The 19525-nt window shown below is 59.3% G+C and carries 19 protein-coding genes; 6 read left to right on the plus strand and 13 right to left on the minus strand.

Annotation, left to right across the window (positions count from 1 at the left end):
• Positions 1–43: 43 nt before the first annotated feature.
• The 4 genes from HX815_RS02310 (at position 44) to HX815_RS02325 (ending at position 2706) form a co-directional block, all read left to right on the plus strand.
• Positions 44–1246 carry a pyridoxal phosphate-dependent aminotransferase gene (locus HX815_RS02310; RefSeq protein WP_177027764.1) on the plus strand — a complete coding sequence of 401 codons (1203 nt, stop codon included), beginning with the start codon at positions 44–46 and terminating at the stop codon, positions 1244–1246.
• 147 nt (positions 1247–1393) lie between these two features.
• Positions 1394–1648 (plus strand): type II toxin-antitoxin system prevent-host-death family antitoxin, encoded by a 255-nt coding sequence (locus tag HX815_RS02315; protein WP_087692805.1) that lies wholly within the window; start codon positions 1394–1396, stop codon positions 1646–1648.
• Positions 1645–1899 carry a Txe/YoeB family addiction module toxin gene (locus HX815_RS02320; protein ID WP_087692806.1) on the plus strand — a complete coding sequence of 85 codons (255 nt, stop codon included), beginning with the start codon at positions 1645–1647 and terminating at the stop codon, positions 1897–1899. The genes HX815_RS02315 and HX815_RS02320 overlap by 4 nt, the downstream gene beginning before the upstream one ends.
• Before the next feature lie 102 nt (positions 1900–2001).
• Positions 2002–2706, plus strand: a complete 705-nt coding sequence (locus HX815_RS02325; RefSeq protein WP_003216395.1) for a hypothetical protein — start codon at positions 2002–2004, stop codon at positions 2704–2706.
• A 122-nt stretch (positions 2707–2828) separates the two neighbouring features.
• Here the strand turns inward: HX815_RS02325 and HX815_RS02330 are convergent, their stop codons facing one another.
• The 5 genes from HX815_RS02330 to glyA form a co-directional block, all read right to left on the minus strand.
• Entirely contained in the window at positions 2829–3914 is a 1086-nt protein-coding gene (locus HX815_RS02330) for a pyridoxal phosphate-dependent aminotransferase (protein WP_177027765.1), read from the minus strand.
• 149 nt (positions 3915–4063) lie between these two features.
• Positions 4064–5506 carry a cytochrome c gene (locus tag HX815_RS02335; RefSeq protein ID WP_177027766.1) on the minus strand — a complete coding sequence of 481 codons (1443 nt, stop codon included), beginning with the start codon at positions 5504–5506 and terminating at the stop codon, positions 4064–4066.
• A 3-nt stretch (positions 5507–5509) separates the two neighbouring features.
• The gene (locus tag HX815_RS02340; RefSeq protein WP_177027767.1) at positions 5510–7099 is read right to left on the minus strand and encodes a GMC family oxidoreductase; all 1590 of its coding nucleotides are present in this window, start codon (positions 7097–7099) and stop codon (positions 5510–5512) included.
• A gap of 20 nt (positions 7100–7119) precedes the next feature.
• A complete protein-coding gene (locus tag HX815_RS02345; protein ID WP_023659207.1) occupies positions 7120–7656 on the minus strand; it encodes a sugar dehydrogenase complex small subunit in 537 nt (178 codons plus the stop codon).
• 256 nt (positions 7657–7912) lie between these two features.
• The gene (gene glyA, locus HX815_RS02350) at positions 7913–9268 is read right to left on the minus strand and encodes a serine hydroxymethyltransferase (RefSeq protein WP_177027768.1); all 1356 of its coding nucleotides are present in this window, start codon (positions 9266–9268) and stop codon (positions 7913–7915) included.
• A 279-nt stretch (positions 9269–9547) separates the two neighbouring features.
• Between glyA and HX815_RS02355 the strand changes: the two genes are divergently transcribed.
• Together HX815_RS02355 and HX815_RS02360 are read left to right on the plus strand one after the other, a co-directional pair.
• A complete protein-coding gene (locus HX815_RS02355) occupies positions 9548–10153 on the plus strand; it encodes a helix-turn-helix transcriptional regulator (protein WP_003216382.1) in 606 nt (201 codons plus the stop codon).
• Positions 10140–11036 (plus strand): queuosine precursor transporter, encoded by an 897-nt coding sequence (locus HX815_RS02360; protein ID WP_003216380.1) that lies wholly within the window; start codon positions 10140–10142, stop codon positions 11034–11036. Before HX815_RS02355 ends, HX815_RS02360 begins: the two co-directional genes overlap by 14 nt.
• Positions 11037–11148: 112 nt before the next feature.
• Here the strand turns inward: HX815_RS02360 and queC are convergent, their stop codons facing one another.
• From queC to hmpA, 8 genes are all read right to left on the minus strand, one after another.
• Positions 11149–11841, minus strand: coding sequence for a 7-cyano-7-deazaguanine synthase QueC (gene queC / locus HX815_RS02365; protein WP_003216378.1), 693 nt, complete (start codon positions 11839–11841; stop codon positions 11149–11151).
• A 102-nt stretch (positions 11842–11943) separates the two neighbouring features.
• Positions 11944–12831, minus strand: coding sequence for a heme o synthase (gene cyoE / locus HX815_RS02370; protein WP_003216376.1), 888 nt, complete (start codon positions 12829–12831; stop codon positions 11944–11946).
• A gap of 11 nt (positions 12832–12842) precedes the next feature.
• Positions 12843–13178 carry a cytochrome o ubiquinol oxidase subunit IV gene (gene cyoD / locus HX815_RS02375; RefSeq protein WP_003216374.1) on the minus strand — a complete coding sequence of 112 codons (336 nt, stop codon included), beginning with the start codon at positions 13176–13178 and terminating at the stop codon, positions 12843–12845.
• Complete coding sequence (locus HX815_RS02380; RefSeq protein ID WP_008435616.1) at positions 13178–13804, minus strand: cytochrome o ubiquinol oxidase subunit III; 627 nt, start codon at positions 13802–13804, stop codon at positions 13178–13180. Before HX815_RS02380 ends, cyoD begins: the two co-directional genes overlap by 1 nt.
• A gap of 3 nt (positions 13805–13807) precedes the next feature.
• Positions 13808–15826 carry a cytochrome o ubiquinol oxidase subunit I gene (gene cyoB / locus HX815_RS02385; protein ID WP_003216371.1) on the minus strand — a complete coding sequence of 673 codons (2019 nt, stop codon included), beginning with the start codon at positions 15824–15826 and terminating at the stop codon, positions 13808–13810.
• Positions 15827–15829: 3 nt separating this feature from the next.
• Positions 15830–16771, minus strand: coding sequence for a ubiquinol oxidase subunit II (cyoA, locus tag HX815_RS02390; protein WP_008435619.1), 942 nt, complete (start codon positions 16769–16771; stop codon positions 15830–15832).
• A 798-nt stretch (positions 16772–17569) separates the two neighbouring features.
• Positions 17570–18076, minus strand: a complete 507-nt coding sequence (locus HX815_RS02395) for a disulfide bond formation protein B (protein ID WP_008435621.1) — start codon at positions 18074–18076, stop codon at positions 17570–17572.
• 245 nt (positions 18077–18321) lie between these two features.
• Positions 18322–19503, minus strand: a complete 1182-nt coding sequence (gene hmpA / locus HX815_RS02400) for an NO-inducible flavohemoprotein (RefSeq protein WP_177021811.1) — start codon at positions 19501–19503, stop codon at positions 18322–18324.
• Positions 19504–19525 lie beyond the last annotated feature (22 nt).

Below are 19525 nucleotides of genomic sequence, written 5' to 3' on the forward strand. Positions count from 1 at the left end.
TGACTAATTGACGCGGGCATCGATGTCGGCGAGGAGAGCAAGGATGCGTTATTCACCCTTTGTGGGGCGCATTGGCGGCGAATCCGTCAGTGCCTGGGATATTCACTACGCCGCCGCCGAAGCCCAACTGCGTGGCGAAGACGTGATTGTGCTCAGTGTCGGCGACCCGGATTTCGCCACACACAGCGCGATCTGTGAAACCGCCGTGGACGCCCTGCGCGCCGGCGACACCCACTACACCCCTGTGCTCGGCCGCCCGAAACTGCGGGAAGCCATCGCAGCCCGGCAGAGCCTGCTGCAAGGGATTACGGTGCACGCCGACAATATCGCCCTGGTCGCCGGCGCGCAGAATGGCCTGTTCGCGGCCTGCTTGTGCCTGTTCAGCCACGGCGATGAAGTGCTGGTGCCGGAGCCGATGTACCTGACCTACGAGGCCTGTGTCCAAGCCTCGGGGGCACGCATTAGAACCGTCGAACAACCGGCCGCCAACGGCTTTCGCCTGACCCGTACCGCGCTGCAAGCCGCGATTACCGACAAGACCCGGGGCATCGCCCTCGCTACACCGTGCAACCCCACCGGCAATGTCTACTGCCGCGAAGAGCTGGAAGCCGTCGCCGAAGTGGCACGCGCCCACGACCTGTGGGTGATTTGCGATGAAGTGTATGGGCAGCTCATCTATGACGATCAACACCTGAGCATCAGCGCGTTACCCGGCATGGCCGAGCGCACGGTGGTGCTCAACAGCCTGTCGAAGAGCCACGCCATGACCGGCTGGCGGGTTGGCTGGGTGGCAGGCCCGCCCACATTGATCAACCATCTGGAAAACTTGCTGCTGTGCATGATTTACGGCCTGCCAGGGTTTATCCAGGCGGCGGCGCTCAAGGCACTGGAACTGGATGAGGCCTTGGTCAGCGATGCCCGTGCGGTGTATCGGCGCCGGCGTGACCTGGTGGTGAACGCGTTGAGTGCGATCAGCGAGCTGGACTGCCGAGTCCCCCAGGCGGGCATGTTCATGCTGGTGGACGTACGCCGCACCGGGCTCAGCGGCCGGGAATTCGCCTGGCAACTGTATCGCCAGACCGGCGTATCGGTGCTTGACGCCCAAGCGTTTGGCCCCAGCGCCGAAGGGTTTGTGCGGGTTTCGTTTACCGTCGCCGATGACACCCTCAGGGAGGCTTGCCAGCGCATTGCCGGCTTCGTCGAAGGGCTTGGGGCCGACGCCGCGCCTTTACGTGATCGCCGATAACAGGTAGCGGCTGTACCAGGAATTGGGCTACGAAAAACGCGGCTTCGAAATGGGCAAGCGCCTTGGTTAAATCAACCGTTGGTAAGATGCCCCTTGATGACCTGTACGTATTTCTGTACGTTTCAGCCATTAAGCGAGGACTCAATTATGGAAACTATCAACTACACCCATGCACGGGCCCATCTCTCGGACACGATGGATCGGGTAAACGAAGATCGTGCCCCTCTGTTGGTGACCCGGCAAAAAGGTGAACCGGTGGTCATGATCTCTCTCTCAGAGTTCAACGCTCTTGAAGAGACGGCCTATCTGCTGCGCTCTCCCAACAACGCGGAACGCTTGATCAAATCGATCAACAGCCTGCGAGCCGGAAAGGCCAAGCCGAGGCAGTTGATTGAAGAATGAAAATACTCTTTACGCCTGAAGGCTGGGACGACTACCTCTGGTTTCAACAAAACGACAAAGCTGGGCTCAAACGCATCAACTTACTGATCAAATCGATCCAGCGTGATCCTTTTGACGGCGTTGGCAAACCAGAACCACTCAAACATAACCTCAGTGGTTTCTGGTCCAGGCGAATCACAGCGGAACATCGTCTGGTGTACGGGATTGAGGAGGGTGAAATACAGATCCTCATGTGTCGCTATCACTATTGACGCCATTTACCGTCAGGATCCTGCCTTGACCTGATCCCCCTCCCCGCTGAAAATGCGCGACGCTTTTCCCGTCTCCCCGTTTACTGAAGTAGTGAAATTTCAATGTCTGATTCCCGCACCGAAGAATCCGTAGTCGCCTTGCAATCCAAAGCTGAATACGAAAACGCCATCAATCTTTCACAGCACGTGCCGGCGGCCAAGACCATCAGTGAAATGGTGCTGGACGCGTTCCACACCTCCAAGGAAAGCGACCAGATCCGCGAGCTGCGCGTGGCCATCCGCCAGGCCCACGACGCTTTCGACGACGACAAGGCCTACGACCTGATGGGCGAGCTCAAGCAGCTCAAGGACGCCGAAGCCGCCGACAACGCCGCCCTCGAAGACCTGAACAGCAAGTTCTCCATCAGCCGCATCCTGTCCAGCTTCAAGGACGACCCGGAGTTCCAGGAGCTGGTCTACGGCCTGGCCCTCAAGGTGCTGAACCAGACCCACCAGGCCATCAGCAACCCGAGCGCCGGCAAAGGCAAGGCTTCCCGCCCGAAGAAGGAAGTGGAAGTGTTCGCCATCAGCAAGGACGGCATCAGCGTCACCCTGCCGCTGCGTTCGCCGCGCTCCAAGCCGAACGTCGACCGTGAGGCGTTTGAATTCCTCGGCTTTACCTTTGTCGGTGAAGGTGACGAGGCGGAACTGGAAGTTGAAACCTTTGTGGATAACTCGGGCGCCGAGCAGCCACTGACGCGTAAAAGCATCATCACCGCGCTGCAGCAGCAGACGGCGTTTGAGGGCTACAGCATCGCCCAGCAGTAACTCGATCTAAATGTGGGAGCGGGCTTGCTCGCGAAGACGGTGGGTCAGTCACGTATGCATTGACTGACACTCCGCTTTCGCGAGCAAGCCCGCTCCCACATTTGACCTGCGTCGCAGCGAATTCAGCCTACGACTTGAGCCGCAAACACCTCGCGAAACCGCTGCATCTCATCAGCGTTGCCCACGGTGACCCGCACCCACTGCGGCCAGTTTTGCCACACGCGCCCAATCTTCACGCCCTGCTCGCCCAGCCGCTCGATGAACTGTTCCGCCGGACGGCGCACATCAATCATGAAGCAGTTGCTGTGAGACGCCGTGCAGGTGAATCCGCGGTTTTTTAGCCAGGCCACCGTCTCATCCCGCAATCGGGTATTGAGTGCCTTGCGCGCCGGCACCAGTTGCACATCTGCAAGGCTGGCGCGGGCGGCCAGCAGGCTGGCGGCCGCCGGCACGTTGTCCCCGCCAAACACCGCCAGTTGTTCCAGCAGCTGCGGATGACCGATCGCAAGCCCCAGGCGTGCGCCGGCCAGGCCGTAGATTTTCGAGAACGTGCGCAGCACCAGCAAGTCGTCATGGTCCTTGACCCACGCCACACAACTGGGTGCGTCACTGAAGTCGATGTAGGCCTCGTCCACCAGCAAAATGCTGCCTTGGGGTTTGCGCGCCAGTGCCTGTTCGATGGCCTTGGCGGGTGTGAGGGTGCCGGTGGGATTGTTCGGGTTGCAGAGGTAGATCAGGCCGGGCTGGCGGTCAACGGTGAGCATGGCGGGAAGGTCATGGGCGTGATCGGCGGTGAGGTCCACTTCATGCACCCTGGCCTTGCACGACTCGGCTGCCTGGCGCGGAACTTCGTAGGAAGGCGTGGCCATCACCAGGCTGCGGGTTTCGCTGGTAAACGCCAGCACCGCGTAGCGCAACGCAGCCATGGAGCCGGCGAACACCGCCACCTGTTCCTCCAGAATGCCCTGCTGTTTGGCAAACTGTTCGACCAGCGCGTACATGTCCGGGTACGGGTAGCGCCCCGAAACGGCAATACCGCGCTGCATGGCCTGCCGCGCAGCCGGCGAGGGCCCGTAGGGGCTTTCGTTGTAGTTGAGCAGCACCTCGGGCGCCGCCACGGCGGGGCTTGCCTCAGCCCAGTCCAGGCGACCCAGCAACGGCAAGGCCGCGCCCAGTGCGATCAGGGAACGACGACTCACGTTGACCATGAAGACCTCTCCTTGTCGGCTCGCAGCTTCAGGTGCGGGATTTGCCCCCGTTCCTGCAATTGGGTATGACGAGGAAAACAGCCGGTGATTTACCCAACCAACAAAAAGCCCCGCACTTCATACCGAAGGCGGGGCTTTTGCGTTTCCGGCTAGTTGGAATGAAAACGCCGGTTCAACGCGATCCGCTTGGCCTCCACTGCCCGCAGGTGTTTGTGGTGACGGCGCCACAGCAACAGCACGATGATCAGCACCAGCACCACCAGGCCACCGCCCCACAGCAGGTACGGCATGGCCGTGATCAACAACGGCGCATCCCCGCCACGACGCAGGCTGGTGACTTCTTCGGAACTGACGCTCAGCGCCGGGTTGCCGAAGGTCTGCAGGCTGTAGTTGGCGATGGCGGCGATTTGCGCGTCGTTCAGGTCACCGCCCAGGGCCGGCATGCTCACGGCGCCGTCGGCACCTTTGCGGTCGATGCCCGCGATGATCGCCATCACCAGGTTGTTGGCCTGGTTGCCGTTGAGCGCGGTGTTGAGGCTCAGGGACGGGTAGAACTTGTCAGCCGAGCCCTGGCCATCGCGGCCGTGGCAGCTGGAGCAGGCCGAGTTGTAGAGGCGTGCGCCATCCAGTCCGGTGGCGTCGGCCAGTGAGGCTTGATCGCCCTGGCCGGTTTCCAGGGTGCTCATGTCCACCGGCTTGACGTCACGCACCACCCGCTCGGTTTGCCCGGGATCGCGGATCGGCGGCACGCTGTGCAGGTAGGCGGCCATGGCATGCAGGTCGCTGTCGCTGAGGTAGCGGAAGCTGTTTTCCACGGCTTCGGCCATGCCGCCCGCCGCTTGGGCCTTGTCGGCGAGGTGACCGTTTTTCAGGAAATTGACCAGGTCATCTTCGCTCCAGTCCCCCAGCCCGCTGACCTTGTCGGAGGTGAGGTTGGGCGCGACCCAGCCACCCAGTTTCGCACCGGCCAGGTACTGGCTGTTGTCCTCGGCCATCAAGGCATTACGCGGGGTGTGGCAGGCGCCGCAGTGGGCGAGGTTGTCCACCAGGTACTGGCCACGGCTGGTCTGTTCGGTGGCGCCGGGCTTGGGCACGAAACCCTGGCTGTCGAGGAACACCAGGTTCCAGCCGAACATCAGTTGGCGGATGTTGAACGGGAACGCCAGGTGCGTTTCCGGCACTGGCTGGTCCACGGCTTTGACGCCCTGTTGCAGGTACACATACAAGGCGTGGATGTCGTCATCACTCATGCCTTGGTACGAGGTGTAGGGCATCGCCGGGTACAGGTGCTGGCCCTTGGCGTTGATGCCTTTGCGCAAGGCGTCCGCCAGTTGTTGCTCGGTGTAGTCGCCGATGCCGTAGGCCTTGGACGGGGTGATGTTGCTGGAGATGATCTTGCCCATGGGCGAGTCGATCACATACCCGCCGGCCAGCGGCGCGCCGCCATTCTCGGCGGTACGGTGGCAGGCTTCGCAGTCGCCGGCACGGGCGACATACGCACCTTTCTGGATCAGCGCGGCAGTGTCTTCAGCGGCAAACACCGGCAACGCGGTGAGCAGCAAGGCCAGCAATGGAAATTTAAGCAATCCCATGACCTAGACCTCCCGCGCAATGATGTCGGCCATACGGATACTCAGCGCCACGCCGGCCAGGGTCGGGTTGATGGTGCCGGAGGCCGGTATCACCCCGGTGGTGGCGAGAAACAGGTTGGCGTGGTCGTGGGTGCGGCACTCGTGGTTGACCACCGAATCCTTGGGGTTGGCGCCCATGATCACGGTGCCCATCAGGTGGTCGCGGTTCTGGTAGCCGGTGTTGTCTTCCACCACCGTGCCGCCCATCAGCTGCACGAAGTGCGCATAGTCTTCAGTGACGCCGGCCTTGGCCGCCTTCACGTAGTCGCCCACCTCGTAGTTGACCACCAGCATCGGAATGCCCAGGGCGTCCTTGCGGGTGCGGCTCGGGCGCACGGTGTTGGTCTGCAATGGCAGGGTTTCATACACGGTAGAGACGTCGACCCAACGCGCCGCATCGTGGCGGATGCGTTCGTCCAGCTCCTTGCCGTACACGCCCTGGGCGATCAGCCGCTTGGCCACGGCAATGTTCGGCACGTTGTTGGAGATCGAGTGTTTGACCGAGGCCCGCTCCTTGCGGAACTCGCCGTCGCGGCGGTTGAAAATCCCGCCCTGCTGCACCGCGCCGCGTCCCGGCCACAACGGCTCGTCGGCGATAAATTGCAGGCCCTGGCCGGTGTGGTCCATCAGGTTGCGACCGACCTGGTCGGAGGAGTTGGCCACCTCGGAAATCAGCAGCAGCTTGGGGGTTTCCAGGCCGTGGGCGGCAACGATGAAGTACTTGGCAGTGAGCCGCACATCAGCGCCGGTGGAGCTGCGGTAATGGATCGCGACGATCTTGTCGTCCGCGCCTTTTTCCAGCTTGTAGGCGGTGGCGTCGGTGATCAGCTTGGCGCCGGCCTGTTCCGCATGGCGGGCGTGCACGTCGCCGCTGTACATCGCGCCGATGGGGCAGACCGGCATGCAGTTGTTGTTGCCGCTGCACGCCGGGCGCCCGTCGTAGGGTTCAGTGGCACGGCCATTGGGCTCATGGATAAAGTGATACCCCGCCGGTGCCATGCGTTCGCGCAGGCGCTGGAACAGGTAGGTATCACCTTCCGGCGCCATCGGGTACGGGCTTGAGCGTGGCGGGAACGCGCCGTCGCCCTGCCCGCTCTGGTCCTGGGTGTCACTGCCGCATACGCCCAGGGCAATTTCCGCACGCACGTAATAGGGTTCCAGCTCGCTGTATTCCAGCGGCCAGTCGCGACCTACGCCGTAGAGCGTCTTGAGTTTCATATCGTTGGGCAAGTAACGCCAGCACGCTGCTGCCCAGTGCCAGGTGGTACCGCCCACCAGTTTCAACATGCCGGGGCGAAACTCGAAAGAACCGGTGTTCTCGATGTATTGCTCATCATAAGAATGATGGGCCCACGGCTCATTCGGATAGGGTGAGTTGTAATTGCCCTTGTTCGACGAATTACGGAAGTTCTCGACTATCTTCCAGCGGGGAATATGTTCACCCGCTTCCAGAATAATCACCGACTTGCCGAGTTTGGCCAATTCAAAGGCTGCGTTACTGCCTAATGCGCCGGAGCCAACCACAATGACATCGGCGTCAAAATCCTGATTCATAAAAGTGCCTTGTCTTAGTCTTAGTCGTTGGCCAGCGTGGCCGGAGGATTGACCCAGTAATTGGTTTTTCCCCGGGAGTACGTCGGGATCACCGTGGCGTCCGCGGTCGGCGCATAGGCCAGGGCGCCGGTGAAGGTGACCAGGCGCGTGCCGTCGGTGGCGCGCAGGGACACCGGCGTGCCGGTGTAGCCCAGGTACCAGGCGGAGACGATTTTCTGCGTCGTGTCCTTGATCACCGGGTCGGCGTAGAACGGGCTGCCGGACAACTGGCCGACGTTGCGCAAGTGATGCTGGCCAACCTTGCTCCACAAGGCTTTGATCTTCTCGGGGAATGCAGGGTCGTTCCGGGTGCACTGAGCCAGGATGCGCAAGGACAAGGCGGCATCCAGGTTCGAGCGTTCGAGGAGGAACATCGACAGTTGGCGGAAGGATTCAATGTCGTCGCTGGCGGCGCTGCTGACTTCCTGCGCCAGCGCGGCACCTGCCCACAGCGGGGCAAACAGGCCAGCACCGGTCAAGGCTGCGCCTGAATACAGGAGTTTTCTTCGGGTTATCACGGGATATCTCCTCATGAGTCGAACAACTATCGGCGCACGGGCCTAGTTCGACTTCACTGCAAAAGGCTGAGTACTTCGTTCACGGAGGTTGAACGGACTTTAAGAGCCCTTTTTATAACTGCCAGGAGAACGCCAAGCTGTCGTGCAGCTTGTTAATGATGAGAATGAGCAACAACGCGACCGTCTATAACAGCCGCTTAAACACCGTACAGCAATTTATCCTGCAATAACATGAAACATCCATTTGGATGTTTGCTCAGTTGTGCAGGTAATCCGCGAGGGGATACTTCGCGCACAAGGCTTGAGCCTGCAAGCGCAGGGATTCGTGTGCATTCGGATCCAGGGTGAACTTGTGCTCGTTGAGGGGCGTGACCGCATCGAGTACCCGGCACACCAGTTCGACGACCTGCCGACATCCATCGGCGTCGAGCTGGCGTTGCGCCAGGGAGCCGGTGCCGATACACAACCCGCCAGCGACGAATGATGGTCGCGTCTCTCCCGGTGCGCGATGCTTGTCCACGATGATGCCGCACTGCTCCAGCGCCGCCTGGGCGATGGCGCCGGTGATGCCGCCACGCAAGCGAATCAGCACCGAGTGGTTTTCACTGCGCCCGCCCACCACCTCGTAGTCACAGGCCTGGAACGCGCTGGCCAGTTCGTCGGCCGTGGTGCGAATACGCGCCATCCAGGCGTCGAAATCCGCGGACATGGCGTAGCCGAACGCCGCCGCCTTTGCCGCGATCATGTTGAAGGCCGGTGCGCCCTGCATTCGTGGGAACACGGCTTGATCGAGGAGCCGGCTGAAGCTGGTCTTAAGGCCCGGCACCTTGGTTTCGGCGTCGCGACCGGAAAGGATCAGGCCGCCACGCGGGCCGCCCAGTTGTTTATGGGTGCACAGCGTAGTGACGTGGGCTGCGTCGATCGGGCTCGGATGGCGCCCGGTGGCGACCAGGCCGGCGATGGTCGAAATGTCCGCCAGCAGGATCGACCCGGCTTCGTCGGCAATCGCACGCAAGCGCGCGAAATCAATGGTGTGCGAGTAGGCCGTCGCCCCGCAGATGATCACGCGCGGGCGATGGGCCAGCGCCAGTGTGCGCACCTGGTCGTAGTCGATAACACCCTTGGAGGTAGTGCCGTACCTGAGCGCCTTGTAGTTCGCGCCGGTGAACGCGACGGGGCTGGCGTGGCTCAGATGCCCGCCGTGATCGGGGGCCATGCCGAGCACGGTGTCTCCCGGCTCCAGCAAGGCCGCCAGTACCTGATAGTTGGCAGTCGACCCCGAGTGTGATTGCACGCCGGCGTATTGCGCACCGAACAGCTCACGCGCTCGGCGCACAGCCAGGGCTTCGACCCGGTCGGCATTCTCGCAGCCGGCGTGATGACGCCAGCCGGGCGTGCCCTCGGCGGTCACGTTGACCAGCAGCGAGGCGGACGCCGCCAGGATATTCGGCCTCACTGCGCAGGACGAAGCGGCCAGCGACAGCGTCTGGTGTTGGCGCGTGACTTCCGCATCCAGCAACGCTGCCAGCTCCGCGTCTTCTGCCCGTAGATCCGCCAGCCCTCGTTGCAGCAGGTCGGCCTGGTGGGTAAGTGGTTGCGTGTCGACTGCCATTGTCCTGTGTTCCTTCCCTGAAAATCCCGTGCGCCTTTCCGTTGGGCGCAGGGCAATTAAGCAGAAAAATGAACATTTTCCAAATTAAATGATTCTTTTTGGCCGCACACAGGGGGACAAGACGCGGTTTTTCCTGGCTGAATGCTGGCCAATCGCCAAAAAACTGATCACGGTCTTTATTCTTGTGGCAGGCGCATGCAACACTTCGCGCCGCGGCGAAGCACGCACCCCCAGCGCAACATGGACGCTCTGTGTAGAACATAAGGAAGTGGTGGGCATTTGATTCACAGAAAAGAACGCACCGAGTATTTGAAGAGCAATATCAAATACCTGATCAAAAGCCGCGGAGAGACGCAGCTGTCGTTGTGCAACGCGGCCGGCCTGACCAGAACCACGATCTACAACATTCTGGAAGGCAAGGTCGTTAACGTACAGCAGTCCACCATCCGCAAGATCTCGGATTTCTTCGGCGTTTCCTATGAAGAAATCGAGACCCTCGACTTCGAAGAAAAAGAGATCATCGACAGCAGTATTTCCCCCCAGGGCAACATGAACCCTGCTGCCGTGCCGATCATCAAGCAAAGCCAGGTCATGGCGAGCATGGACAAGCGCATTGGCGAACTCGCCACGCTGTACCCGCTGACCTACTACTTCGGCACTTCCTACAACTTGATAGCCGTGCTGCTGGAACATGCGATTGCCGGCGTCAACGAGCCGGGCGATTTGTTGATCGTGCAGAAAGGGACGTCGAGCGACGACAAGGAAAAGTTGGTGTACGACAGGCTCAGCAAAAAACTATTTATCACGGATCAAGCGTGTGTCAGCTCGGATCGTATCTGTGTGGTGGGAGATATCATCGAGGAGCGCTTCAATGACAACGTATGAGCACGAAGTCGAAAACAGCAAATACAAGTTGCTGGGGTTCGAGAATGACAAGAGCCTGGCGGTGATCATGGTGATCGCCACGGGCAAGATCATTCGGATAAAGCTGAGCGAAGTGCTGAACAGCGAAATCATGGACAATTTAAACAAAATGGAAGTGAAGAACATGTACAAGAAGTTCTACTCACAGGGCGGAGCGCTGACCGCGTACGACCTCAACGACCGCAACGAGAACTCATGGATGATTTACATCATCCTGAACCTGCTGCTCTTTACGTTCTATATCTTCACCAGCATCGCCGCGACCAAACCTATTTACCTGGAGTCGCTGGGCATTATCGTCACGCCCGGCACGTTCCTTTACCCGCTGACGTTTCTGATCGTGGACTTGCTCAACGAACAGTTCGGCCTGCGGCTGGCGAGACGGGCCATCCTGTTTGCGTTTGCCAGTAACGCGATGATCATCATCCTGCTCTACGGCTCGACCTTCCTCCCCGGTTTGCCAGGCTGGAAGCTCGACGGGCCTTACAACGACGTGATCATCCAGGTGTCGTCGGTGCTCATCGCCTCTTCGGTTTCGTTCCTGGTGTCGGAGAACATCAACTCGTACCTGCTGTGCAAGATCAAGGAGCTGACCAATTCCAGGTACCTGTTCCTGCGGATTTTCCTGAGTACGTTCTTCGCGGTGATCATCGACAGTTTCCTGTTCTGCTTCATCGCGTTCTACGGCGCCATGCAGACCAGCGACATCCTGAACATGATCTACGTGCAGATCGCGATCAAGGTTTGCTTTGCCTTCTTCAACATCCTGCCGGCCTATGGCGCCCGCTCGCTGTTCAAGCGCTACATCACGGGCGATACCCAGGCCCAACCGCACGCCAGCTGATGATCGTTCCCACGCTCTGCGTGGGAATGCCGCGTTGGACGTTCCGCGTCCGCCTTTGTGACGCGGAGCGTCACGGGATGCGTTCCCACGCGGAGCGTGGGAACGATCGACATCACGCCAGTTTGCTTTTCAGGCTCTGCATGACGGCTGCCTTGTTTTCGAGGTAGTCGTTCAGGCCACGTGCGCGAAGGTTGCACGCGTCGCAGTTGCCACAACCCGTACCGATAATGCCGTTGTAGCAGGTCAGGGTCTGGTTGCGGATCAGGTCCAGCTGCTGGTGATCGTCCGCCAGGGCCCAGGTCTCGGCCTTGTTCAGCCACATCAACGGCGTTTCCAGGCGCACGTCGTATTCCATGCCCAGTTGCAGCGCTTTGTTCAGCGCCTTGACGAACTCGTCCCGGCAATCGGGATAGCCGGAGAAGTCGGTTTCACACACCCCGGTGATCACCGTTTCCGCCTTGACCTGGTAGGCGTAGATCGCCGCGAGGGTCAAAAACAGAATGTTCCTGCCAGGCACGAATGTGCTCGGCAAACTCTCGCCTGAGCTGTTCACCGTAGGTACCGGAATGTTGTCGCGGGTCAGGCTGCTGATGGCCAGCTCGTTCAACAGCGACACGTCCATCACTTTGTGAACGGTGGCGCCCAGCTGTTTGGCGAGTTTCTGTGCGACTTCGATTTCCGCCACATGGCGCTGGCCATAATCGAAGGTAATGCAGTGCACCTCGTCATACAGCGCCAGTGCCTGGATCAGGCAGGTGGTCGAATCCTGCCCACCACTGAATACGATAACGGCTTTTTTACTCATCACGCTGCTTCCTGCATTTGTAAGATTTGGCATAGTTTAAAGGCCCCTCAATAAAAAACCCCGCGCTTCTTTCGAAGGCGGGGTTTTTTACTGCTCGATCACTCAGTGAGCGTACGTCAGCAGCAACTCTTTCGGCACCTGGAAATCCAGGGACATCATCACGCTCAAGGCGGTGATGGTAAAGATCGAGAAGACGAACAGCTTGCGTGCCCAGACGGTGTCATCCACCGCCTTGTAGCCGGTCCAGGCCATGTACAACCAGTACATGCCCATGGCGGCGGCAACGGCGAGGTAGCTCATGCCGGCGTAGCCACTGAAGGTCAACATCAAGGTCGCCACGAGGAAGGCCAGGATGTAGAGCAGGATGTGTTTCTTGGCGACCTTGATGCCACGCTTGACCGGAAGAACCGGAATCGAGGCAGCCAGGTAGTCGTTGAAGCGGAAGATCGCGATGGCATAGGAGTGCGGCATCTGCCACAGGCTGAACATCACCAGTAGCACCAACGCGGCCATGTCGAAGCTATTGGTCACAGCCACATAACCAATCACCGGCGGCATCGCCCCCGACAGACTGCCCACCAGCGTGCCGTGAACCGACTTGCGCTTGAGGTACAGGCTGTAGAAGCCGACGTAGATGACGAAGCCGATCACGGCAAACAGCGCCGCCAGCGGGTTGGCCACCTTGTACAGCAACACCACGCCAGCGATACCCAGGATGGTCGCGAAGATCAGTGCCAGTTTCAGGGAGATAAGGCCCTGGACCAGCACACGATTCTTGGTGCGTTCCATCTTGATGTCGATATCGCGGTCGATGCAGTTGTTGAATACACAACCGGAAGCTACCACCAGGGACGTGCCGATCATCGCAGCCAGGAAAATGGCCAGATCGACATGCCCCTTGGAGGCCAGGAAGAAACCGCCTGCCACAGAAAGCACGTTACCGAAAATGATCCCCGGTTTGGTGATTTGGATAAAGTGCTTAAGCGACATCGGGTCTTACCTCACTTCGCCATCATGAACGTATGGATGCTGAACATGATCCATACCGACAGGCCAACCAGCAGGAGGATCACCAAACCTGCGAACACGAACGCAATCACGTTATCGCGCTGAGCCTTCGAGCGGTCCAGGTGCAGGAAGTACACCAGGTGAACCAGGACCTGGATCACCGCGAACGCCAGGACGATCATCAAGGTGATCGACTTCGGCAAGGTTGGGTACATCACCAGGCCGAACGGGATCAGCGTCAGGATGACCGACAGGATGAAGCCAATGGCGTACGACTTGACGCTGCCGTGGCTGTCATCATGGCTGTCATGGGAATGTGCATTAGCCATTACAGAGTCCCCATCAGGTAGACAACGGTGAAGACGCAGATCCAGACCACGTCCAGGAAGTGCCAGAACAGGCTCAGGCAGCTCAGGCGAGTCTTGTTGGTGTTGGTCAGGCCATGTTTGTTGACCTGATACATCATGGTCGCCATCCAGATCAGACCGGCAGTCACGTGCAGACCGTGGGTGCCTACCAGCGTAAAGAACGCCGACAGGAAGCCGCTACGGTGCGGGCCGTAACCTTCGGAGATCAGCAGGTGGAACTCGTTGACCTCCATGCCGATGAAGCCCAGGCCGAACAGGAAGGTCAGTGCCAACCAGCTCAGGACGCCTTTCTTGCTGCCCTTGTAGAAGGCCAGCATGGCGAAGCCGTAGGTGATCGAGCTGAACAACAGCAAGGCGGTTTCGCCGAGCACGTAAGGCAGTTCGAAGATGTCGTGGCCCGACGGGCCACCCGCTACGTTGTTTACCAGTACCGCGTACACCGCGAAGATCGACGCAAACAAGATGCAGTCGGTCATCAGGTAGAGCCAGAAACCGAATACGGTCATTGGCCCCGAGTCGTGGTGATGGTCATCGTGCCCATGGTCATCGACATGGGCGTGTCCAGCATTGGTCACTAAGTTCGACATGGTTTAAGCCTGTTCCAACGAGGTTTCAACACGGTTGGCCGGGATCTTCTTCTCGGCAACCAGGCGAGCGTGTTGCTCGGCTTCGATGCGTTCGATCACGTCGACCGGCACCATGTAGCCTTGGTCATCACGGGCAGCGTGAACGATGAAGTAGCCGATGGTGCCCACCAGGCTCACGATGGCCAGCCACCAGATGTGCCAGATCATCGCGAAACCGAACACGGTCAACAGCGCGCCCATCACAACGCCGGTAGCGGTGTTGTTAGGCATGTGGATCGGTTCGTAACGCGCAGGCTTCTGGTACGCAGTACCGTCTTCCTTGGCTTCGGTGAACGGATCGATGCTGTCAGCCTTCGGCAGTACGGCAAAGTTGTAGAACGGCGGTGGCGACGAAGTCGACCATTCCAGGGTGTGTGCATTCCATGGGTCGCCGGATTCGCACATGTTCTGCTTGCGATCACGCACGCTGACATACAGCTGGATCAGCTGGCAGGCGATACCCACAGCGATCATCAGTGCACCCACCATGGCAACGTACAGGTACGGTACCCACTCAGGGTTGGTCGTGGCGTTCAGACGACGGGTCATGCCCATGAAGCCCAGAGCGTAGAGCGGCATGAACGCGACGAAGAAGCCCGAGATCCAGAACCAGAATGCAGCCTTGCCCCAGCCTTCGTGCAGCTTGAAGCCGAACGCTTTCGGGAAGTAGAAGCTGAAACCTGCGATGTAGCCGAATACTGCGCCGCCGATGATCACGTTATGGAAGTGAGCAATTACGAACAGGCTGTTGTGCAGTACGAAGTCAGCACCCGGGATGGCCAGCAGTACGCCGGTCATGCCGCCGATCGCGAAGGTCACCATGAAGCCCAGGGTCCACAGAACCTGGCTGGTGATACGCAGACGACCGTGATAGATGGTGAATAGCCAGTTAAATAGCTTCACCCCCGTCGGGATGGAAATCAGCATCGTCGCCAGTCCGAAGAACGCGTTGACGCTGGCCCCCGAACCCATGGTGAAGAAGTGGTGCAGCCAAACCATGAAGCCCAGTACCGAGATCGCGCCCGAGGCGTAGATCATCGAGTGGTGACCGAACAGGCGCTTGCCCGAGAAGGTCGAGATCACTTCAGAGAAGATACCGAACGCTGGCAGGATCAGGATGTACACCTCAGGGTGACCCCATGCCCAGAACAGGTTCACGTACATCATTGGATTGCCACCAAGTTCATTGGTGAAAATGTGGAAATCCAGGTAACGGTCAAGCGACAGCAACGCCATGGTTGCAGCCAGGATCGGGAACGATGCAACGATCAGTACGTTGGCCCAGGTGCAGGTCCAGGTGAAGATCGGCATGTCCATCAGCTTCATGCCAGGGGCGCGCATTTTCAAGACGGTGGCCAGGAAGTTGACCCCCGTCAGTGTCGTCCCGAGTCCTGATAACTGTAGCGCCCAGATGTAGTAATCCACACCCACGCCCGGACTGTAGGCCAGGCCCGACAATGGCGGATACGCAACCCAACCGGTCTTGGCGAATTCGCCGACGCCCAGGGACAGGTTGATCAGCACTACGCCGGATACCAGCAGCCAGAAGCTCAGGGAGTTCAGGAACGGGAACGCAACGTCACGCGCACCGATCTGCAGCGGCAAGGCAAGGTTCATCAGGCCGGTGAAGAAAGGCATCGCCATGAAGATGATCATGATCACACCGTGGGCGGTGAAGATCTGGTCATAGTGTTCAGGAGGCAGGTAGCCAGGCGAACCCTCGGTGGCCATGGCCAACTGGGTACGCATCATGATGGCGTCGGCAAAACCACGCAGCAGCATGACCATGGCAACGATGACGTACATGACGCCGATTTTCTTGTGGTCGACCGAAGTCAGCCACTCGGTCCACAGGTAGGTCCACTTCTTGAAGTAAGTGATACCTGCAAACAGTGCCAGACCACCCAGCGCGATCATGGCGATGGTCACCATCACGATCGGCTCGTGGAACGGGACCGCATCCCAACTTAATTTACCAAACATCGTTTACTCCTCTGCCCCAGCAGTTGAATGCGAGCCCGTGTCAGAACCTTCAACCGCGGCCACTTCTTTCTTCTCGTGCTCGATCGGCTTGCCTGGCTTCATACCTTCGTACTTGTCGACGATTTTCTGAAACAGGTCCGGCTCGTACGTGGAGTACAGGGCGACTGGGTTGTTCTGGCTTGGTTTGGCAAGGGCGTCGTATTCAGCTTGATCAAGCTGTTTAGGTGCGGCCTTGACTTCGGCTACCCAGGCGTTGAAATCTTCCTGGCTCGTCGAGATCGCTTTGAATTTCATGCCGGTGAAGCCAGCACCGCTGTAGTTGGCGGAGATGCCTTCCATTTCAGCTTTCTCGTTCGCGATCAGGTGCAGACGGGTCTGCATGCCTGCCATCGCGTAGATCTGGCCACCCAGTGCAGGGATGAAGAACGAGTTCATCACGGCGTCGGAGGTGATCCGGAAATTAAGCGGGGTGTTCTCCGGGAACCGGATCTGGTTCACAGTGGCGATACCCAGGTCCGGGTAGATGAACAGCCACTTCCAGTCCAGCGCGACCACTTCGATGTTGATCGGCTTGACGTCGGAGTCCAGCGGACGGTACGGGTCCAGCTCATGGGTCGACTTATAGGTGATGTAACCCAGGGCGATGATGATGAGGATCGGCACCAGCCACACCGCGATTTCAATCTTGGTGGAGTGCGACCACTTCGGCGCGTAGGTGGCGCTGGTGTTCGACGCGCGGTATTTCCAGGCGAACGCGAACGTCATGATGATCACGGGCACCACGACCAACAGCATCAGCAGGGTGGCGGTGATGATCAGGTTGCGTTGATCCAGACCGACCTGACCTTTAGGGTCGAGCAAGGTCCACTTGCAGCCTCCCAGCATTAACATCATGCCAAGCAGCGGCAAAAAGCCTAGTAATCGGGGGTACCTGTTTTTACTCATCTCACGACCTCTAAAGCAGCTTGCGCAATGCAGTTGGGTTTTGATCGCCAACACTTCACCCTGCCAAGGGTTGGCATTTCTCTTCGATTGAATAAGGGCCTGCCCGTCGCACCTTGCGCGAATCGACACGTCCCGGGCTAGCGGTGAGTTCTTATTCGAATTCGTTGGTCAAAGGCCTTGTTACAGACCAATTCCATTTGGTGCGGATAGTTGAAAGGCTGCCGGCACCTGGGGTCGCATGAAACGTTACATCCGCTTCTCGACCGCCCTAGTTTGCTCAGGGGTGAGCAGCACCGGACATTCAGTGCGGGCGATTGTAGTTAGCTAGCGATGTATAAACCATGTCTTATCCAGAAATAATTTTTATCGTTTCCAGCAATAATCCTTCACCATTATTGCAAAGGTCCGCGATCGTATCGCGTTTGATTCTCGACAAAAACCACAAAAAATGCCGTGTTATTGGGCAATCTGCCACATCCCTTACAGCCTGTAAGGGCATCGAAAACGGATCCAAGTCCCCTAAAAACAAGGCATTCGGACATCGGGCAATGTCGCCGACCGCACGCCACTCGCGGCGTCGGCCAGACGACGAACTGACAGCCATAAAACGCCGCTTCATGCAAATTTATGGCGCGTTTACGAGCGTCAGAAACGTCCTGCGGCAGCTTCCGTGTGACAACATGTCGCACGCTGCGCACACCCAAACTTGCCCCGCGTCACGGCCTCTTCACAAATGCCTACAAACAAAAACGCCCCAGCCTTCTTTAGAGGAAGGCCGGGGCGTTGAGTTGTAACCGCTTAGGCTTTGCCCTGGCGATTACGGTAAATGCCCAGTGGCACCAGGATCACCGTCAGCACAAAGGCCACCAGCGCCCACTGGGCCAGGGACAGGCCGAGCACGGGCGGGTACGGCGTCTCGCAGAAGCCGTCGACCTGGAACCCCAGGGGAAACACCGAGGCCAGCGGCAAGCCATCGACAATCGGTTGCAGCACGTCGATGCCGCAGCTGACCTTCGGAAAGAACTGGATGTACACGTGATAGCCGGCAGCGGCGACGCCCCCCAGGGCGCTGAGGGTCACCAGTGCTTCAAACACCGTGACACTGCGGGTGGTGCGCATGGCGGCACCGATGAAGGCGAAGATCGCGATCAGCAGCAAGGCATAACGTTGCAGGATGCACAGCGGGCAAGGGGCCTCGCCCAGCACCACCTGCATGTACAGCGCCCCGCCGATCAGCGCCAGGCAGATGATGCCCAGCAGTACCAGAAAGCGTCGCTCCCTGCCCAAACGCAATTCGTCGATCATCCCCGTTTCCCTTTAGCCAATGATGGTTGTGCCAATGGCCGCAAGTTTACACGCGGACGGTGAAAGTTGAGCAGTTGGCGTGTGGAGGTTTAAACAGGAGGCATTAACAGGAGATTAATCAGGGAAAATGGAGATCAAAATGTGGGAGCGGGCTTGCTCGCGAAGGCGGTGTATCAGACACACATTCAGTGACTGACACTCCGCTTTCGCGAGCAAGCCCGCTCCCACATTTTTGACCGAGTAAGTTATTCCAGAGCCGACGCCGGCCCAAAGAACTCATACCGGCTCTGCGCTTCCGGCACACCCAGGGCCTTCAAGTGACGCTTGATCGCCGCCATGAAGCCTTTAGGCCCCAGGAAGTACGCATCCACATCGCGCTCCTGCGGCAGCCACGCCGCCAGTTGCTCCTGGCTCAGCATCCCGACCTTGTCCGCCGCCGGGCTCACGCCATCATCCTCGGCGTAGCAATAGAAGCGCTTGAGCTGTGGATGCTGCGCGGCCAGGCCGTCCACCCATTCGCGGAACGCATGCACGCCGCCATTACGCGCGCAGTGGATAAAGTGAATCGGACGCTCGGTGGCCAGCGCCGCTTCGAGCATCGGCAATGTTGGCGTGATGCCCACGCCGCCGCTGATCAGCACCAATGGCTTGTCGCTGGCCGCCAGGGTGAACTCCCCCGAAGGCGGGAACAGATCGATGGTCGCACCCACCTGGAACTGGTCATGCAGGTAGTTCGACACCCGCCCACCGGCTTCGCGCTTGACGCTGATGCGGTACTGGCCCGAATCGCCACGCGCCGACAGGGAATAGTTGCGGCGCACTTCCTCGCCCTCCAGCACCAGCTTCATGCCGATGTACTGCCCAGGCTCGGCGGCCAGGATCGGGCCGTTATCCACAGGCGCGAAGTAAAACGAGATAATTTCCGCGCTCTCCTCCACACGCTTGACCAAGGTGAACGGCCGCGCGCCACGCCAGCCGCCCGGTGCTTGTTCCTTCTCTTTATAGATAGCCGCCTCGGCACCGATCAGGATGTCGGCCAATTGGCCATAGGCGGCGCCCCAGGCACTCATCACTTCAGGGGTGGCGATTTCGCTGCCCAGCACTTCGGAAATTGCCCGCAGCAGGCAGGTACCGACAATCGGGTAATGCTCCGGCAGGATCTGCAGGGCCACGTGCTTGTTGATGATCTTTGCCACCAGATCGCCCAACTGGTCGAGTTGGTCGATATGCCGGGCGTACATCAGCACGCCGTTGGCCAAGGCCCGGGGCTGGTCGCCGCTGGCCTGGTGGGCCTGGTTGAACAGCGGGCGTACTTCTGGGTATTCGGACAGCATCATCCGGTAGAAATGGGTGATCAGGGCTTCGCCGCCACTTTCCAGCAGGGGCACGGTGGATTTGACGATGGCACGGTCTTGGGCACTAAGCATGGCAGACTCCTGAGTCTTCTTA

Source organism: Pseudomonas sp. E6002 (genome assembly GCF_013385565.1).
GTDB lineage: Bacteria > Pseudomonadota > Gammaproteobacteria > Pseudomonadales > Pseudomonadaceae > Aquipseudomonas.

Bases quoted from the DNA above. Each gene is read 5' to 3' on its own strand.
- HX815_RS02315 (WP_087692805.1), top strand. From the start codon at position 1,394: ATGGAAACTATCAACTACACCCATGCACGGGCCCATCTCTCGGACACG.
- HX815_RS02380 (WP_008435616.1), bottom strand. From the start codon at position 13,804: ATGTCGAACTTAGTGACCAATGCTGGACACGCCCATGTCGATGACCAT.
- HX815_RS02395 (WP_008435621.1), bottom strand. From the start codon at position 18,076: ATGATCGACGAATTGCGTTTGGGCAGGGAGCGACGCTTTCTGGTACTG.
- HX815_RS02320 (WP_087692806.1), top strand. From the start codon at position 1,645: ATGAAAATACTCTTTACGCCTGAAGGCTGGGACGACTACCTCTGGTTT.
- HX815_RS02330 (WP_177027765.1), bottom strand. From the start codon at position 3,914: ATGGTCAACGTGAGTCGTCGTTCCCTGATCGCACTGGGCGCGGCCTTG.
- HX815_RS02360 (WP_003216380.1), top strand. From the start codon at position 10,140: ATGACAACGTATGAGCACGAAGTCGAAAACAGCAAATACAAGTTGCTG.
- cyoA (WP_008435619.1), bottom strand. From the start codon at position 16,771: ATGAGTAAAAACAGGTACCCCCGATTACTAGGCTTTTTGCCGCTGCTT.
- hmpA (WP_177021811.1), bottom strand. From the start codon at position 19,503: ATGCTTAGTGCCCAAGACCGTGCCATCGTCAAATCCACCGTGCCCCTG.
- cyoB (WP_003216371.1), bottom strand. From the start codon at position 15,826: ATGTTTGGTAAATTAAGTTGGGATGCGGTCCCGTTCCACGAGCCGATC.
- cyoD (WP_003216374.1), bottom strand. From the start codon at position 13,178: ATGGCTAATGCACATTCCCATGACAGCCATGATGACAGCCACGGCAGC.
- queC (WP_003216378.1), bottom strand. From the start codon at position 11,841: ATGAGTAAAAAAGCCGTTATCGTATTCAGTGGTGGGCAGGATTCGACC.
- HX815_RS02325 (WP_003216395.1), top strand. From the start codon at position 2,002: ATGTCTGATTCCCGCACCGAAGAATCCGTAGTCGCCTTGCAATCCAAA.
- HX815_RS02340 (WP_177027767.1), bottom strand. From the start codon at position 7,099: ATGAATCAGGATTTTGACGCCGATGTCATTGTGGTTGGCTCCGGCGCA.
- cyoE (WP_003216376.1), bottom strand. From the start codon at position 12,831: ATGTCGCTTAAGCACTTTATCCAAATCACCAAACCGGGGATCATTTTC.
- HX815_RS02310 (WP_177027764.1), top strand. From the start codon at position 44: ATGCGTTATTCACCCTTTGTGGGGCGCATTGGCGGCGAATCCGTCAGT.
- HX815_RS02335 (WP_177027766.1), bottom strand. From the start codon at position 5,506: ATGGGATTGCTTAAATTTCCATTGCTGGCCTTGCTGCTCACCGCGTTG.
- glyA (WP_177027768.1), bottom strand. From the start codon at position 9,268: ATGGCAGTCGACACGCAACCACTTACCCACCAGGCCGACCTGCTGCAA.